The following is an 18165-nucleotide window of genomic DNA, read 5'->3' on the forward strand; positions in this document are numbered from 1 at the left end:
CTTACATGATTTCTTCCGGATATAACAGAACTTTTCCGAAGCTCTTTGGATCGGCAATGATCTCTTCAAACATCTCCGGGCCTTTGCTTAAATTTACTTTATGCGTCACCATTCCAAGGACATCCACCTTTTTGTTTCCGATATATTCTACCGCATTGTTCCATTCCTCTCCTGGATATGGAGCAGAAATGGTGCACCAGGAACCAATGATAGTTAATTCATTTCTCATAATTCTTTCAAAATAGAATCTTGGTACCGGAACATCTGCATATGGAATTCCCATGTATACGACTTCTCCGCCCTTTTTCGGCAGTCCGAGCACTCTTGCCGCCGTAAATGGATTGCCAGCTGATTCGATCGCTAAGTCCACGCCATTTCCGTATTTTCTGATTTCATCATGAAAATCAATATTGGTAGAATTAATCAGTACATCAGCGCCAAATTTCCGGGCAATTTCTAATTGTGCATCATCAATATCAATGGCAAACACTTTCTTTGCCCCGAATGCTTTTGCCCATCGGATTGCCATAAGCCCGATATTTCCGCATCCCACTACGGCAACTTCATATCCCATTTTAATGTTTGTCTGATATAAGCCGTGAATCGCAACCGTTGCCGGTTCTACTAATGCGCCCTGTTCATAAGTCATACTTTCCGCCATTTTTACAAGATTGACGGCAGGCATTTTAATGTACTCCGCAAATGCACCGGGAACATAGGCTCCAATGGTATTTAAAGATTCACATCTTGACGGATGTCCGCTTTTGCAGTACCTACACTCGTGACAAACCAAGTTTGGGCACCCCACCACACGGTCACCAGCCTTTAATTCTGTAACAGCAGGACCAGTTTGAACAACCTCCCCTGAAAATTCATGTCCCCAAACATTCCCTTTCACATAAGGTCCTAAATTACGGTATCTTGCAATGTCCGAACCACAGATCCCGACTGCTTTTACTTTTACGATGACATCATCATCTTTTTCGATTGCAGGGTCAGCAACCTCTTCATATCTTAAATCCTGTACGTCATAAAATGTCAATGCTTTCATTATCTCACTGCCTTTCTTAAAGCCTCTGTATTCTCTTTGATATTTTTGAACAAATATCCCCCGGACACAAATACATTTGCTCCCGCTTCATAACAAGGCTTTATCGTTTCATGGTCAATACTTCCATCTACTTCAAGATCGATATCCCGGTCCCCGATCATTGCCCGGACATTTTTAATTTTCTCCACAGTTGAATTCAGGAAATGCTGTCCTCCCTCCCCGGGATTTACACTCATCAGAAGGATCATATCTACATCATCTAGTAAATACTTGATCGTCTCTTCCGGGGTCCCCGGGCTCAGCACGATCCCCGCCCTGATACCCCGATTACGGATTTTATGTAAACAGCTTAATACTCTCGCTGTGGATTCCTGATGGATTGTTATGATATCTGCTCCTGCGTCTGCGATGCTGTCGATATGTACCTCCGGACGTTCGATCATTAAATGAACATCCAGCGGAATATCTGTCATTGATTTTAAAGCCCTGATGTGATCTGCTCCAAATGCCATCCGCTCCACAAAATGTCCGTCCATCACATCTACATGCAGAAGTTCCACGCCGCTGTCTTCCAGTTCTTTGATCTGGCTTTTTAATTCTCCTAAGTCTGCGGCAAAGATGGACGGAGATAATTTCATTTCTCTCACTGTCATACCTCCTTCCTATATCTCCTCAGAACTATCTATCAATATCTTCCCTTTTACTGCCCCGCGGGTCTTAAACATTTCAAAGCCCTCTGCGATTTCTGAAAGCGGCAGCTTCTTATAGATCAGGGAGTCTTCCCCCTTTAATTGTCCTGTTGCAAAATAGTGCGCCACGCAGTCCCACTCATGTCCGGGAAATGGAGCCGAATAGGATAACCAGGATCCTGTCACAGTGAATTCTTTCCGATTCATGTTTTCCCATTCTTCCACAGTAAATGTTAATTCTCTCGTTGGTTTTCCGATATAGCAGATACCAGCTTTGTTCGCTGCCAGTTCATATGCCATTTTCATGGTAATCGTACTTCCGGCCGTTTCGTAAATGTAATCGTAGCCTTTTCCATCCGTCAGATCCATTGCCTTTTGCATGAAGCCTTCTTTTAAAGTATTGACTCCGTCGGCTGCACCCATCTGTTTTGCCAGCTCAATTCTGTCATCATCAATATCGAATACCACGGTCTTTGCCGCTCCAAAAATATTGGCCCACTGCATGACAAGCAGTCCGATGGTTCCGCCGCCGAGGATCGCAACTGTCTTTCCTCCTTTATAAGGAAGACATTCCAATCCGTGGAGGGCAACTGCTGCCGGTTCAAACAGCGCTCCTTGTTCAAAGGATACTGTATCCGTAAAAGAAACCACATTTTGCTCCGGAAGACAGATATATTCTGCAAAACTTCCTGCCTGTCTTGTCCCGATAAAACTGTAGTCTTTACAGAGTGCATAATCACCTTTCATACAGTCTTCACAGTTCATGCACGGTACCAGCGGGGCTCCGGCGACCCTCTGGCCTTTCTTTACCTTTGTCACTCCGTCCCCCACAGCTGCCACAATCCCTGAGAACTCATGTCCGAGAACAATCGGATAGAAATGGGCTCCGTCTTCAATTACTCTGGGTACATCCGATCCGCAGATCCCTGAATATTTCACTTTTACAAGCACTTCCCCGGCTTTTGGCTCCGGGGTCTGTACTTCCTCATATCTTATGTCATCTCTTGCGTGTAAAACTCCTGCTTTCATTTATAATCACCTGATCCTTTCACATATTGGGCTTTTATAACTCTTCTGAAATCTTTTTCAGCAATTCTTCCACTTTCTTCTTTGCTGCTTCTTTATTCAGTCCGGAGACAAGCCCAAATACGCTGAGATGTGGTTTTTCAAGCAGATTTCGGTAATTTGCTGTGGTAAATACTACATCTACATCTTTTTGTTTTATAGGAACTTCAGAAATCGTTCCTTTCATTATTCTGATTTTAACGCCTGCATTTTTTGCAATTTCTTTAATTTCTTCCTGTGCGATGGTTGATGTTGCCACGCCGCTGCCGCACGCTACTAATACTTTTACTTCTTTCGCCATAATATTTCTCCTTTACTGCGATTTATTATGATTCTAATTGCTCCTGAAGATAAACTTCTGTTTCTTCATTTGAAAGTTTTTTACATTTTGTTAAGACTTCCGGATTATTCAAAAATGCCATCATTTTTTGAAGCACCGCTAAGTGTTCATCTGCATCCCTGATCGCCAAATTGAAAATCATGTCTGTTTTCACTTCCTCTGTATCATCATCCAACCTTTTAAACGTCACCGGATGATTCAGTTTCAGTAAACAGATGGCGTTCTCTGTAATTCCTTCGTCTTTCACATGGGGAATCGCCGTTGGGATTTCTGTCGGAAGTCCTGTGGGAAAGTCCCTTTCTCGTTTCGCACAGAGATCCCCGAAATTTTCACTGACAATGCCTGCTTTATATAAGGCTTCTCCACATAGTTTGATTGCCTGTTCATTATTATCTGCTGTTCCATGAATTACTAAATATCTAGTTTTCATTTCAAGCCTCCTCATCCGAAGATCGCCATAATTCTGTGAATAATTGATACAACTACATTGCCTGGATTCCATCCAAAATGAGATGCTGTGACACTTTTTCCAAAGTCTACATTTGTAACGGACATCATGCTTGTAGCCTCCGGAATAAACATATTTGCCAAAAACAGGGTTATGTACATTAAAATAGTCATTGCAAGTAATGACCGAAATAGATTTCCCTTGCTGCTTAATACGACCATAGGTGCCAAATAACAAATCTCAGCTAATAAACCAAGCGGAAAGAATCTCATATCCGGTACAAGAAACACAAGAAGAATGGTAACCGGGATCATAACGGCAGTACATGTGATACAGGTCGGATCACCTAAACCAAGGGCAATGTCCATACCGATATAAATATCTGCGTCTTCTCCGATTTTCTTATGCATATATTCATTTGCAGACTGTCCCAATGGAGAGAGCCCTTCCATCATGATGGAAACCATTCTCGGGATCAATACCATTGCCGCCGCAACACCCATTGCCATTGTGAGAATTTCTCCGGGACTTTGTTTTGTGATGACTGCAAGAAAAGCTCCAACTACAACACCGATGATTGCAGGATCGCCAAATACTCCAAGCTTTTGTCCCACTTTATCCATATTCAGATCAATTTTATTAAGTCCCGGGATTTTGTCTATGATCTTATTTAATCCGTAGCTGATCGGGTAGGCCCATGCTACGAAAGAAAGACAGGTACATGTGGTTCCTTCCAGTCCAAAAAATTCTTCCCATGGTTTTGCAATCCACTGGCCAAAAAACAGAACAATAATACCGCAGGCAAAAGCAACTAAAAATCCGATAACGGCACTTCCAAACAAAGCATACGCAAGTGCTCCGGGAACGAGAAAATGCATAAAATTCCAGATGTCAACATTTAAGACCTTTGTAATCTTTAAACGGACTAAAATGATATTCACAAGGATAATCGACGGAATTACAAGTACTGCAAACGGTGTCGTCCACGATGCCGCACCCAGCGCTGCAAATCCAACTTCCAAAGTGTCATATCCTGATCCTAATTTTTCATAATATTCCATTGCCGGTGTCACTGAAGTAATTAATAGATTTACTGCTAAAACAAGTCCTTGGAAACCAATTCCTACCAGCAAGCCGGCTTTAATCGCCCGGCCGATTTTCATCCCAAAGAAAATTCCCAATATTGCGATTACAACCGGCAGCAGGACGCTCGCCCCTAAACCTACAAACCCCTGAAAAAATTTTAATAGTATTTCCATTTTTACCTCCGTTTTTCTAATCGTATTATTTGTATGATGTTATGTTCCTGAGATTGTTGGCCAAACGTTCTATCTCTTGTTTACAGTTACATACTATCATGCAGCCTAAATCAAAAACAGTGAAAGGTCTTTCCCCATTCGGGAAAAAATTTAGCTTGGTCAAATCCATTTCTGTTTCTGGAAATAAAATAAATCAGTCGAATCCATTTCCGGATCCGGAAATAAATTCGACCAATCAGCTTCACCTTATTTAACTGTTGCTGTGTTCATATTTTTCAATGATTCCTGCCATTTCTTCGGGACACTCTGCCTCATGAAGCATCTGCCGGTACTCAGCATCCCTCAGCATATTTACCAGACTGAAAAATGCTTTCAGGTAGCTTTTATGGTCAATAGCGCTTAAACAGCATACAAACTCTATAGGGTCCAATTCTTCTACCCCAAATGGCACCGGATTTTTTAAACGGATCAAGTGCATGCCAAGGCGTATACTTCCTTCTTCTACTTTTGCATGTGGCATGGCAAATCCTTTTGACAATACGACATAAGAACCATATTCTTCAATGCTATGGATCATTGCGTCTATATACCTTGACTCAATATAGCCTCTCTCTACAAGCTTTTCACCGGACTTTCGCACTGCATCCTTCCAGTCTTCACATTCTACATCCACTTCAATATTCATTGCCGGCAGCAGATGATGCAGATACGGCGACAGAACCTCCGTCTCATTTTCCACAGATTGTTTAAAATAATCCCGGATCACTCTGCGCAGTTCCTTCATAAATGTCTTCGCCTTTTCTTCCGGCTCGATCATGCTGTATACAAGCGGATGGATCTCATCGATCAAACCTTTGGCGCTTAAACCGTCTTCTTCCATTCTGACCGGAAAATTTCTGCAGTTTCTCAGTGCATCGATCCTATTTCCCACACGGATATAATCCGCATCATTAAAAGCCGCTGAGACAACAACATACTCTAATGAGCAGCCTTCCAGCGGGACCGTGGAGATTACAAAGTCGGCTGCATTAGGCTCGATGCTCATCGCTTCATGGGCTGAGATCACATCCACAACCCGGAATTTAAAATGCCTTTTCAGCTTTTCCAATAATAATCTGGACGTTCCGATTCCTGCGTGGCAGGCTACAATCACACGGAAAGCAACCTCTTTATTTTTCTTTCGTTCAATGGCTGCGCATACATGGACTGCAATATATTTTATTTCTATCTCGTTTAATTGACGCTCCGTATATTGATATATAACGAACATCTGGTTGTTGACTGCCTCCAGTACATCCTGATTATCTTCCAATACCTCATTAATCACATCGACTTCCTGATAATCGATTGGAGGTGCAGAAAATATAGATCCCAGATGATTGGACAGATTCTCAAAAAAATCATAATCCGCATTCAGATCGATTCCCAGTTCCGAAGAAATACCCGAAATATATTGTCTCGTGATCATTTGGATGATAACTGTATTCTTACTGAATCTGCTGTTGTTCATGTAGCGTACTCCATCCAGAAATCTGCTGAAATACTTAATGTCGTCCTCGGTTGTAACCACATCACAATACTGTGAAATGTATTTCAGCGTATCCAGGGCAAACATATAATTCTCACTGTTCGTATCCGGCTGCGGCTCAAGAAATTCTCCCATCTGATTCCGGTTCACCATAATTCTTAAATATAAAATAATCTCCCGAAAAGAGCTGTCATCCAGATATTTCTTATACCGTTGTTCCTGTTCTCCCAGAATTTTCTGAATAACAGAGGAGTCACCTGCCTGTACACTGACATGCTCAGCAACGACATTTTTATGATTTTCATAGATGGAAAGGGAGGGACGAAGAAGATTCAAAAGAAAATTTCTCTTTTCACTCTCTGCACCTTCTATACGAAGTCCCTTGTTGGCATGAGAGATCACATTCAGATTTCCTTCCCTGATAAATGCCTTAATGTCTTTCAGATCATTGATGACCGTTGCCCTGCTGACAAACAAATGATCTGCAATGGTTGCAAGCGTAATATAATCTGCAGAATTTACAATCATTGCCGATGCTGCCTGCCTGCGTTCTTTCCTTGATAATTTATAGTTGTAGAAATCCCCCTCGAGCAGTAATGACAGAGATTCTTTAAAGTTCTCCGGCGGATTGATTCTGCCGCCGCTCTGTATCAAAACTTCCTCCCGCTGATTCTGATTCAGAATCGTATTAATTTCTTTTAAATCATTGCGGATAGTTTTCTGAGACACCTGAAAATATTCTGCAAATCCTGAGACTGTAATCTCATCCTTCTCTTTACTTAATAACTGCACAATCTCAGTGCTCCGCTGGTTCATTCTAATTACCTCCAATTATTTATCTGGCAAAACAGTAACACTCTATTTCATTGTATCCTAATGGAATAGATTAAAAAAGAATGAATTTCTTCTTAAGTATAGAAATTTTTTATATCATCTGCAGATCAATCTTTTATCAATATGACCTGAAAGGGCCTCAGAATTTTTTCTTTCACCGGCTGATTGCTCAGCAGTATCTCTCCTCCTCTTACCCCAATCTTCTTTGTTCTTCGTGAAAAGTTACACAGTATAAGGAATCTTGTAAATCCGTCGTTTCTCTCATATGCCACCACTTCTTTTCCGTATTCTCTATGAGGGATGAATTTACCGTAAATTAAACACGGCTCCTGTTTTCTGAGTGCTGTCATCTTTTTGTAAAATTTCAGTACCGATTGCTCTTCTTTCTCCTGGGTCTCTGCCTCTTTCCAGTCCATCATCTCTCTTGCATTGTCTCTGCTGCGCAGGTTAATATAGTACAGTGCTTCTTCTTTTGTACATCCGTCTGACAGAGCAGAAAGGTACTGTCCTCTGCTCTCAATATCATCAAATTCACAGACAGAATCTTTCCATACATTTGTTGTTCCTAATTCCTGTCCCTGGTAAATAAAAGGAGTCCCCCTCAAAAAGAAATACATGGCAGCCAGCATGGAAGCAGCCTCATACGTCTGGGCTTTTTTATCAGGAAAAAATTTGCTCACCGCTCTGGGCTGGTCGTGGTTTTCTATAAATACTGCCGGCCAGCCAGTCTTCTGAATCTCTTCCTGGCTTTTAAACAGTAACTCTCTGAATTCTTCTGTCGTCCATGTTTTCCTTTTATACCATTTCTCATCTTTTCCTTCCAGATCAAAATTTGTATAACTGAAGTCAAACATCATCGAAAAACATCCCTGCTTTCCAATATAATCTCCAAGTGATGAATATGGTACATCTACAGCCTCTGAGACAGTGACACAGTCCAGTGGGTCAAATACTTGGTTTTTAAGTTCCCTCAAAAAGGCTTCAATCCCTTTTACATTTCTTACATACAGAAGGCAGCTTGCCAGCCCATCCCTTCCATCAGGTTTTCCGTCAGGAAAAGTGTGATCCTTTTTTATAAAATTGATGGCATCCACACGAAATCCCGCAATTCCTTTTTTCATCCACCACCGGATCATTTCATACAGTTCTTTTCTCATGTCTTCGTTTTCCCAGTTAAGATCCGGCTGCCTTTTTGAAAAAGAATGAAAGTAGTACTCCTCCGTTCCCTCAACAGGCTCCCACACTGATCCCCCGAAAACAGACCTTAAATTGCTCGGTGGGCGCCCATTCCTGGATTTCTTAAATATATAATAATCCCTGTATCTGCTTTTTGGATCCCTCAGCGCGTTCTGAAACCAGACATGTTCATCCGATGTGTGATTGAGCACCAGATCCATCATGATTTTCATCCCCCTGATCCCCGCCTCATCTATGAGCTTTTCCAAATCCTCCATCGTCCCAAACATGGGATGAACGGCATAATAATCCGAAACATCGTAACCATTGTCATCCATCGGTGAAGCATAGACCGGACAGATCCACAGCATGGTCACTCCCAGATCACTAAGATAATCAAGATGCTTTAAAATTCCTCTCAAATCTCCGATTCCATCCCCGCTACTGTCGCAAAAACTTTTCGGATATATCTGATATACAATTTCCTGTTTTCCTTTCTGACTGTCCATAACCTGCCCCTTTCCTGAAGAAAAGAATTGCTCCCATTGAGAGAACAATGTAAAATAATAAAGTGACATTTTTATATGATAGGAGTGATTTTTTGAATACAAACAACGAAACAGCCCTTGGAACCATGCCTGTCGGCAAATTATTGTTCCAGCTGGCTGTTCCCACCATTGCCGCCCAAGTCATAAACGCGCTGTATAATATGGTGGACCGCATTTACATCGGCCGTCTTCCGGGAGGAGAAGGACCTCTTGCCATTGCAGGGCTTGGAATTGCTTTTCCGATCATTATGATCATTTCTGCATTTGCCTCCATGATCGGTATGGGAGGAAGCCCCAGAGTCTCAATAAAAATGGGACAGCAGGATCATGACGGGGCGGAAAAAATCCTTGGGAATGCCGTCACAGCTTTGATTGCTCTGGCCGTTCCTCTTACCCTGTTTTTTTATCTTGCAAAAGAACCTCTGCTTTCCATGTTTGGAGCGACAGACAATATACTGCCTTATGCCAATGACTATCTGGGCATCTATCTGCTCGGCTCCATTTTTGTCATGTTTTCTCTCGGCCTGAACAGCTTTATCACCTGCCAGGGGTTTGCCAGGACCAGTATGCTCACAGTGCTGATTGGGGCTCTATTAAATATCGTACTGGACCCAATCTTTATTTTTATCATGGGTCTCGGTGTCAAGGGCTCCGCCTTAGCTACCGTCATTTCCCAGGGGGTCTCTGCGGCCTGGGTCCTCCGTTTTTTAACCGGAAAGAAAACGGATCTCAAGATCCGCAGGAAAAATCTCAGGCTGGAAGCGAAAGTTCTCCTCCCTGTTATCGCCCTGGGGATCGCGCCGTTTATTATGCAGTCCACAGAAAGTCTGGTACAGATCACATTAAATTCAGGAATGAAACGCTACGGCGGTGCCAACGCAGACTCCCTTGTCTCTGTCACGACCATCGCCATAAGCGCCATGCAGTTTCTATCCATGCCCGCCCTTGGACTCGCTCAGGGTGCACAGCCGATCATCAGCTTTAACTATGGAAGCCGGAATATGGACCGGGTAAAAAAGGCCTTTCGCCTGTTATTTGTGATCACTGTGGCCTACACTTTGGGAATCTGGGCCCTCTCCATGGCAGTTCCCCAGATCTATATCTATCTGTTTTCCAGCGGTGAGGCAGCCAGGCAGCTCTCTGTCCTCGGCAGACCCATGATCCGCATTTTCATGGGAGGCTTTCTGTTTATCGGGGCACAGTACGCCTGCCAAAATACATTCATGGCACTGGGCAGGGCAAAGATTTCTCTTGTCATGGCCCTTCTGAGAAAGATCATCCTGCTGATCCCTCTGGCCTTGTTCCTGCCGTTATTTTTTGGCACTACGGGAATCTTCGCGGCAGAACCGATTGCAGATATTCTGGCCTCTGCCGTCACCACCGGAGTTTTCTATTTTATGTCAAAAAAACTGCTCGTATATGCTCCTGATGATTCTGAACAGGGGAATCCTGCAGAGGAGGAAATGAAAGCTTAGTTTTTAAAATCAGGAGGGACTGCCCGGTTAAGCATCCCTCCTGAAATTAAATACTTAAAGAATCATAAACTGGTTTTTGCCCCTTACTTTTGCTTCATACAATGCACCGTCCGCTCTCTCGATGATCTGCTCATAGGAATCATTATCCTGGATCAAAGTAATACCCATACTGATATTCACATGGACTTTCCCCGTCACTTCCCGAAGGATCCTGCCGGCAATCTCCCTTATCTTCTCTTTCTCTGTAATCCCATAGATCAGACAGGTAAATTCATCTCCTCCGTAGCGGCTGACTACATCTTTTTCGCGAAGATTTTTCTCTAAATGTCTGGCCACGGCAGTCAAAACTTCGTCTCCCTTTTGGTGTCCATAAGTATCATTGATTCTTTTAAAGTCATCCACGTCCAGAAAGAAACAGGCACGGTACTTTTTATTCCGCTTTAAATCCTTTTCCAGTAATTTTTGAAAATATTTACGGTTTATGACACCTGTCAGCACATCTTTTGTATTCTCTCTTTTTTCGTTTCTATGGATTTTAAAAAACTGCAGGCTAAAGAATAAAAGCAGAATGGTAATCAGCACACCCTTGGTCATGAGTATAAATGTCTCGCTTTTTAAAGAATACAGTGTTCCTTCATAGAGTTCCGCCACAGCCAACGTACAAATTATCCAGTCACTGATATCCGCCGGTTCATAGTAAAGCATGCGCAATTTTCCTTTGTTTTGATAGTTCAGAAAACCGCTGCTTCCTTTCTGTACGTTTGCCTCCATCTCATGCAGCTGTGCCGGGTCATCGTATTTCATAGTCTTGAGCATATCATACATGGTCGGAAATTTCTCCATTCCTTCATAGGAAGCGACCATCCTGCCTTTTCGTGTAAACACAAGTACAGCTCCCATCCCGCTGGTATCTTTCCCATTGAGAAGTCTTCCCAGCTCCATTGTGCTGTACTCCAGGCAGATGGCGCCTTCAAATCTGCCCTGCTTTATCATAGGCACACCGATGATAATGGATTCGGTTCCTTCTTCTTCATCAAAAAGTACTTTGGAGATGCTGCTCTTTTGTTTTTTAAGAACTTTGTAGTACTGTCTCCCGGAGATATCCATCTTCTTATGGCTGCTGTAGTAAATCGTTCCTCTGCTGTCTGCAACTCCGATTTTCATTCCTTTTGTATCGAACTTTTTGACTACATTCCACCAGTTTTCTTTCCCTGTCCCATCTGGAATATCACATATGACCGCAAGACTCTCCAGCCAGTTTTTCCCGTCCTTTAACAGTGAATTCAAAGCTGCCTTGGCCGTATCATTTGTAGTCTGCAGGTCATGTTTTGTCTGGGCTGCGATCTTTTGATCCATTTCACGGTAATACTGTACAAACGAAAAAATGAAATATGAAAGCAGCGCTATAATTACCAGAAGGATGACTGCTGAATTTATTTGAATTTTTTTCTTTCTTTCTCCCATGCAGTCTCTCCTGTTCTGTGAAGCCATAAATTCTTACTTTCATTATACCCCATTTACCCGGACAATAAAAGAAAACCCGGATCCTGAATTTACATTTGCAGGAAACCGGGTTTTCTTCGGTGATAATGTTATTTCACAGCTACGACCGCTTCTATTTCAAAAAGCGCCCCTTTGGGAAGTGCCGCCACTTCCACACAGGACCGGGCGGGTTTGTTGTCTCCGAACCTTTTCTCATAAATTGCATTGATTGCCGCAAAATCATTGATATCGTCTAAAAATACAGTAGTCTTGATCACATCACTAAGAGATAATCCTGCCTCTTTCAGTACTTCATCCAGGTTGCTCAGTGCCTGGTCCGCCTGTGCTTCCACTCCATCCGGCAGAGTTCCATTTTCCGGGTCCAGCCCAAGCTGTCCTGAAGTAAATACAAGTTCACCCGCTTTTACCGCATGGCAGTATGGTCCCACTGCTGCGGGAGCTTTCTGTGCATTGATAGTCTCACATGTCATAGCTGATTCCTCACTTTCTAAAAAATAATTAGGTTCATACAATTTTTTTGTATCACTATTATAGCACAGACTGTGTCCGGCGTCCATGCTTTTAGCTGCTTATGCTCACCCTGAGCTTTTTATTTTGCTGATCGGTCTTTTCCATGCTCTTCTCATCCGGTGCATCTTTTGTGGCATAGTAGTCAATATAGTAAAATAATTCTTTTTTCAGGCCACTGAAGGTATAGGTGTTTTTACCTTTTGTTAATTCTATCATTTGGGGTTCTCCCTTTTCATCGATGTTGTTCAGTGACAGTACCGGTTTCAGAGAAAGATCTCCTTTTGAAATATCTTCAAATGTAACTGTAAGTTTCCCGCTCTTTGACTGAAAGACATTTCCAATGACAAGTTCCCCAAATGTCCCCTTCGTCCCGTCGGTCTTCTGCATAGCATCCACATCGAAGTAGAGAACACCGTTTTCGCTGAATTTCATGAAACGGCTGCCTTTAAAGACAAGCTTTGAGGCGTCAGTCTCCCGATCGGTCTTTACAAACCCGTCAAACAGAGAAGTCACAGTCTTCTTTTTTGCTTTGACATCGTATTGGACCAAAGAAAGATTTTTAAACATCTGATCTTCCTTCATATATACACCGGATGGGTATCCGAGGAAGTCCACGGTGCTGTCATTTTGGATCAGCGCATTGGAATCATTCTGCCCATTTTCCATAAGTTCCCGGATCACCTCTTCCTTCGGGCGTCCGGCAAACTTCTTTTTGTCTGTATTCTGGATATCCCCTTCGTAGACATCATCAAAAGCCTGTTTTTTATCCGACAGAGTCTGTTCCTTCACATCATAGAAATAGTCTTTAACCGTATCTTCCCCTTTTGTTCTCAAGAGCCGGACCATATTTCCGTCACTGGAAACGATGATCTTTGCCTCTGTCTCCCCATCCTCGGAAAATAATTTCATTTTTGCCAGGTCCAAAGCTGCAGTAACTTTCTTCTCCTTCAGATCAAAGACATAGAAGCCCTGGGAATTGTGGAACATCACCCTGTCATCTGAAGCGTAGTCCAGTTTTGGGAAATCAGAAACTTCGTCTTTTTTGGTTGTCTCTCCTATGAATGCTTTCAGATCTTTTTCCGATACGAAAGGCTTCTGGTTTTGTTCAGATTTTTTTTGACATCCTGCCGCTGCCAGGGCAAGCATGACTGCCGCTGCAAACATAACAATCCTGATTTTTCTTTTCATGGTCTCACTCCTTTATTTGATCCACTTTGGAGACGGATAATATCGAAAGCTTGCTTTTCCTATGATCTCTTCCCTGGTCACATAGTGAGTCTGCCATTCTCTGGCATCATTGGAACTGTTCCGATTGTCTCCCATGACAAAGTATCCGTTCTTCGGCACTTTATACGGTCCGAAATCGTCCACTGGCTCCTCTTTAATATAAGGCTCCTTCAGGGGCTTTTTACTCCCGTTGATATAAACCTTTCCGTCCTTTACCTCGATCGTTTCTCCCGGAAGTGCAATGACTCTCTTAATATACCACTCTGACTCGTCGTCCGGGTACTCAAATATAATCACATCTCCCCGTTCAGGCTCACTGAACAGGTATGCGGTCCTGAATGCAATGAGTTTATCTCCGGTCATGATGGTATTTTCCATGGAACCGCTCGGTATACTGGCGTTGACTATGACGAAATTCGTGATAAACAAAGTAATGGCCAGAGTGGCAGCAATACAGACAATCCAGCTTCTGACTTCTTTCCTGAAGTTTTGTTTTTTCTTATTCTCTTGTTCCTGTTCTTTTTCCATAGATGTCTCCTATACCTTTGCAAAAAACCTCTTTGCCATATCTGCAAAGAGGTTTTTTTTATTTTTAGTCTGTATATCCTCTGCGGATAATCTCATGTCTGCCGGGTCCGTTGGAGATCAGCGTAATCGGATATCCGATCTTTTCCTCGACGAACTCTACGTATTTTCTGCAGTTTTCCGGCAGTTCTTCGTATTTTGTAATTCCGCGGATGTCACTCTTCCATCCCGGAAGTACTTCGATCACCGGTTTTGCTCTCTCCAGATCACCCGTTGTCGGGAAATCGGTCGTTATTTCACCGTCAATATCATAAGCGACGCAGACCGGAATTTCTTCTAAATAGCCAAGAACATCGAGCACGGTAAATGCCACGTCTGTCGTTCCCTGCATCCTGCATCCGTACTTGGAAGCCACGACGTCAAACCATCCCATCCTTCTCGGACGTCCGGTCGTTGCCCCGAATTCACCGCCGTCTCCCCCGCGTTTTCTGAGCTCATCGGCTTCTTCTCCGAAAATCTCACTGACGAAGGCACCTGCGCCTACAGCACTTGAGTATGCTTTAACTACGGTGACAATCTTCTTAATTTCATATGGCGGAATACCTGCACCGATCGCTCCGTACGCCGCTAAAGTGGAGGAAGATGTCACCATCGGATAAATACCGTGGTCCGGGTCCTTTAACGAGCCCAGCTGGCCTTCCAGGAGAATGGTCTTCTGTTCTTTCATCGCTTTGTGAAGAAACAGGGATACATCGCAGACATACGGCGCTACCATTTCCTTGTACTCCATCAGTTTTTCATACAGCTCATCCGGATTAAGAAGGGGTTTGTGGTAGAGATGCTCGAGCAAAACATTCTTCATCTCGCAGATTCTGACCAATTTTTCTTTTAACACTTTGCCGTCAAACAACTCGTTGACCTGGAAACCGATCTTTGCATATTTGTCTGAATAAAACGGTGCGATCCCCGATTTTGTAGATCCGAAGGACCCTTTTCCCAGTCGTTCCTCCTCGTATTCATCAAACAGGATATGGTACGGCATAACGATCTGGGCACGGTCGGAAACGAGAATTTTCGGCTTTGGCACTCCCTGGGAGACGATTTCCCCAATCTCCTTAAAAAGCACAGGAATATTCAGTGCCACACCGTTACCGATAATGCTGGTTGTATGATCATAGAATACACCGGATGGCAGCGTGTGAAGCGCGAACTTTCCGTAGTCGTTGATGATGGTATGCCCGGCATTCGCTCCTCCCTGGAAACGCACGATAATGTCAGAAGTCTCACCTAACATATCCGTGATCTTACCTTTTCCTTCGTCGCCCCAGTTGGCTCCAACTATTGCTTTAACCATATGTGTATCCTCCTAATTATCAATGACGTGTTTTCGCCATTTTCTTTTGCATAAAGCGAACAACATTTTAATATTATATTGTTTTGTCCCATGTGTCAAGAATCCGCATGGAGATTCCTACTTTTCTTTCACAGAAAAGAAGGAATCTACGCGGTGTTTATAGTCCAGCAGGGAATTGTACTGCAGATACTGATAGTTTGTCAGCCATTTATCTTTATCTTCCTCATCCTGGGTCGCAACATTTTTACCGTCTTTTGTCACATATCCGTTGGCATTGATTGCCGGAATCTGTTTCTCCAGTTCTTCCAGATACTGATTATACGGAGTCATTTTTAAATTTGTCTGTTTCAGCATCAGCGTGGACAGATAGTTGGCACTGGTAAGTTTTACATTTTCCTGTTCTTTGATATCATAGTTTGCCCAGATAACAAACGGAACAGTAAATTTCTTCTGCATCTCCTTGATGTTCAGGCTGTTTAAGTCCTTTCCGTAGAGAAGCTCATAGAACTCGTCTTCCAGTTTTGGCTGATGGTCTCCGAACATCACAACGATGGTCGGTTCTTTCTGCTCCTTAAAGTAATCGATCAGCTTCTTAAATGCCCGGTCGGATTCATGGATCAGAGACAGATAACGCTCTGCGGGTTCTGTCTTCTTCTCGTCTTCAATCGTAATTTCCTGCTTGAAGTTATCGTCCGGAAGCAGATATCCGCCGTGGTTCTGAATTGTTACATTAAACATAAACAGAGGATTATCTGATTTTCTGTTCTCGAATGTCTCTATGATCTTGTCATAATCTGACTCGTCGCTGACCCATCCTCTGATTCTCCTGACTTTGGATTCATCCAGCGATGACTCATCCAGGAAGTTGTCGAATCCAAGCAGCGGATACACGCTCTGTCTGTTCCATGCATTCGGCTTATAAGGGTGGAATGCGGTCGTGTCATATCCCTGTTCTTTTAACTGGGTAGCAAGACTCGGCACTTCGTGTTTTACAAACTGGGTATATGCATTTCCGTTCAGCGGAAGAGAAGATACTGAGTTTCCTGTGAGGAACTCATACTCGGAGTTGCTTGTTCCGCCTCCGAATACAGATACCAGCATATCACCCTTGATTGTATTTTCTTTCATAGAATTGATATAAGGCATCACTTCTTTATTTGTCTTGATCTTGTTGACCACATTCAGATCAGAAAATGTCTCGTTCATGATGACGACCACATTTGGTTTCTGCTTCAGATTCTTGTTCTGTCCGGTTGTCACCTCATAATTTTTGGCAATGTCTTTTACCTTATCCACACTGTATCCTTCCGGTTCCGTCCCAAGAAGATACTGTACATTCAGAAGGAAGCTTAAGACAAAGCCGTTTCGTTTATATCCCTTTTTCTGATTGAAAAATTCTACCTTTACGTTATGTGCTTCTAAAAAGTTCACCCTGGTGCAGAAGAAACTCTGTCCCAGTGTTGCCACAACTACAACGGCCAATGCCGCCAGACGGTGCTTCCACCGAAACGCCTTGATAGTATCCAGTTTCCATGCTATGATGCACAGTCCCAAACAAATAATTGTAGCAACAATGGCTGCTTTATCATAGGACAGAGTATAGTGATCCGCAACGTCCATAGCAGTACCGAGCGCCCATATATCCGCCGGTGTGATCGGTGTGCCTCTGAACTGCATGACGAAGTAGTTTCCAACCGCACATCCGTATAAGAGCAGATTCCCCACAATAACTGCATATTTGACCCGGTTAAAGATCAGAAGCAGTATTGCAAAGATGATATAGAACCATATGACATTCAAGGCATAGGACAGAATACCCATGACACTGATTGGATTGTAAAATACCTTTTCGACCATATAAAAGGCCAGCCACGGATTCACAATAAATAAGGCCCATGTGAGCCATTTATTCCATTTTTCAGGAATATTCAGCTGAACCAGTAAAAGTACAATCAATCCTACGGCAATGGCAATCGTCAAACCGATGGCCCACATGTCAATCTGGGTTGTCCAAACCCTTGCACAGAGACGGATATCCTGTGTCTTGTTATTCTTTACAAGAGGCTGGAAAACAGAACCCATATCCTTTGAAATGTAAATATACAGAGGATCTTTCTTGTTAATTCCGATTCCTTTAATTTCGTAGGTATAAGTTTCTCCCTTTTCAAGCTTCTGATTCACGACAACTTTGTACCAGCGGTCGTCATGAAGCTCTCTGCGGCGCATAGTGGATTTGACTTCAGCCCTTCCGTCAACTTCCTCCATCGTTGGGGTGATATGAAATACAACATTACCTTTTGAATCTTTTATCGTCAGATCAATGCTTCCCGGTCTTGCATCTCCATAGTTTCTCCCCACACGGAAGTCAATTCTTTCTGCCGAAGTAAAATTAGCTTTAAATTCCTGCTTAATCGTATCCCCGTCTGCAATCGCGATCTTCTCCATGCCGCTTTCCGGTACGCCCTTAGCTACCCGTTCCGCAAACTGATCTTTATTCTTAATACACAGCACACAGAATAAGATCAGACACGCAATAATAAAGTACTTTCCAAACTTGTGAATAAAGCTATGGATTTTTCCCAGTTTGTCTTTCAAACCATTTGATTTACTGTTCATGTTTTCTTCCCACCTAA

At 43.0% G+C, this 18165-nt stretch carries 15 protein-coding genes; 1 reads left to right on the plus strand and 14 read right to left on the minus strand.

Annotated features, from left to right (window positions below):
* Position 1: 1 nt before the first annotated feature.
* The 8 genes from QVP35_RS01865 to QVP35_RS01900 all read right to left on the minus strand — a co-directional run bounded on the left by QVP35_RS01865 (position 2) and on the right by QVP35_RS01900 (position 8899).
* Entirely contained in the window at positions 2 to 1051 is a 1050-nt protein-coding gene (locus QVP35_RS01865; RefSeq protein WP_009289055.1) for a galactitol-1-phosphate 5-dehydrogenase, read from the minus strand.
* Complete coding sequence (rpe, locus tag QVP35_RS01870; RefSeq protein WP_227060204.1) at positions 1051 to 1689, minus strand: ribulose-phosphate 3-epimerase; 639 nt, start codon at positions 1687 to 1689, stop codon at positions 1051 to 1053. Before rpe ends, QVP35_RS01865 begins: the two co-directional genes overlap by 1 nt.
* A 24-nt stretch (positions 1690 to 1713) precedes the next feature.
* A complete protein-coding gene (locus tag QVP35_RS01875; protein ID WP_009289057.1) occupies positions 1714 to 2769 on the minus strand; it encodes a galactitol-1-phosphate 5-dehydrogenase in 1056 nt (351 codons plus the stop codon).
* A gap of 34 nt (positions 2770 to 2803) precedes the next feature.
* Complete coding sequence (locus QVP35_RS01880; protein ID WP_009289058.1) at positions 2804 to 3106, minus strand: PTS galactitol transporter subunit IIB; 303 nt, start codon at positions 3104 to 3106, stop codon at positions 2804 to 2806.
* Between the two features lie 25 nt (positions 3107 to 3131).
* Positions 3132 to 3575, minus strand: coding sequence for a PTS sugar transporter subunit IIA (locus tag QVP35_RS01885; protein ID WP_009289059.1), 444 nt, complete (start codon positions 3573 to 3575; stop codon positions 3132 to 3134).
* Between the two features lie 11 nt (positions 3576 to 3586).
* Entirely contained in the window at positions 3587 to 4852 is a 1266-nt protein-coding gene (locus QVP35_RS01890; RefSeq protein ID WP_006566516.1) for a PTS transporter subunit IIC, read from the minus strand.
* Positions 4853 to 5102: 250 nt separating this feature from the next.
* Complete coding sequence (locus QVP35_RS01895; protein ID WP_006566517.1) at positions 5103 to 7196, minus strand: BglG family transcription antiterminator; 2094 nt, start codon at positions 7194 to 7196, stop codon at positions 5103 to 5105.
* 125 nt (positions 7197 to 7321) lie between these two features.
* On the minus strand, positions 7322 to 8899 hold the full coding sequence (locus tag QVP35_RS01900; RefSeq protein ID WP_022260733.1) for an alpha-glucosidase: 1578 nt from the start codon (positions 8897 to 8899) through the stop codon (positions 7322 to 7324).
* Positions 8900 to 9024: 125 nt separating this feature from the next.
* Between QVP35_RS01900 and QVP35_RS01905 the strand changes: the two genes are divergently transcribed.
* A complete protein-coding gene (locus QVP35_RS01905) occupies positions 9025 to 10413 on the plus strand; it encodes an MATE family efflux transporter (protein WP_009289061.1) in 1389 nt (462 codons plus the stop codon).
* A 54-nt stretch (positions 10414 to 10467) separates the two neighbouring features.
* Here QVP35_RS01905 and QVP35_RS01910 read toward each other — a convergent pair whose 3' ends face one another.
* The 6 genes from QVP35_RS01910 to QVP35_RS01935 all read right to left on the minus strand — a co-directional run bounded on the left by QVP35_RS01910 (position 10468) and on the right by QVP35_RS01935 (position 18148).
* Positions 10468 to 11877: a sensor domain-containing diguanylate cyclase gene (locus QVP35_RS01910; protein ID WP_022260735.1), complete on the minus strand. Its 1410-nt coding sequence runs from the start codon at positions 11875 to 11877 to the stop codon at positions 10468 to 10470.
* A gap of 128 nt (positions 11878 to 12005) precedes the next feature.
* Complete coding sequence (locus QVP35_RS01915) at positions 12006 to 12386, minus strand: RidA family protein (RefSeq protein WP_039930231.1); 381 nt, start codon at positions 12384 to 12386, stop codon at positions 12006 to 12008.
* A 91-nt stretch (positions 12387 to 12477) separates the two neighbouring features.
* Positions 12478 to 13614, minus strand: a complete 1137-nt coding sequence (locus tag QVP35_RS01920) for a hypothetical protein (protein ID WP_006566522.1) — start codon at positions 13612 to 13614, stop codon at positions 12478 to 12480.
* A gap of 12 nt (positions 13615 to 13626) precedes the next feature.
* Entirely contained in the window at positions 13627 to 14181 is a 555-nt protein-coding gene (gene lepB, locus QVP35_RS01925) for a signal peptidase I (protein ID WP_006566523.1), read from the minus strand.
* A gap of 64 nt (positions 14182 to 14245) precedes the next feature.
* On the minus strand, positions 14246 to 15532 hold the full coding sequence (locus QVP35_RS01930) for an adenylosuccinate synthase (protein WP_009289065.1): 1287 nt from the start codon (positions 15530 to 15532) through the stop codon (positions 14246 to 14248).
* A gap of 117 nt (positions 15533 to 15649) precedes the next feature.
* A complete protein-coding gene (locus QVP35_RS01935; protein ID WP_009289066.1) occupies positions 15650 to 18148 on the minus strand; it encodes an LTA synthase family protein in 2499 nt (832 codons plus the stop codon).
* Positions 18149 to 18165 lie beyond the last annotated feature (17 nt).

Origin of the sequence: Anaerostipes sp. CAG:276 (assembly GCF_000432215.1) — a bacterium.
GTDB classification, from domain to species: Bacteria; Bacillota; Clostridia; order Lachnospirales; family Lachnospiraceae; genus Anaerostipes; species Anaerostipes caccae.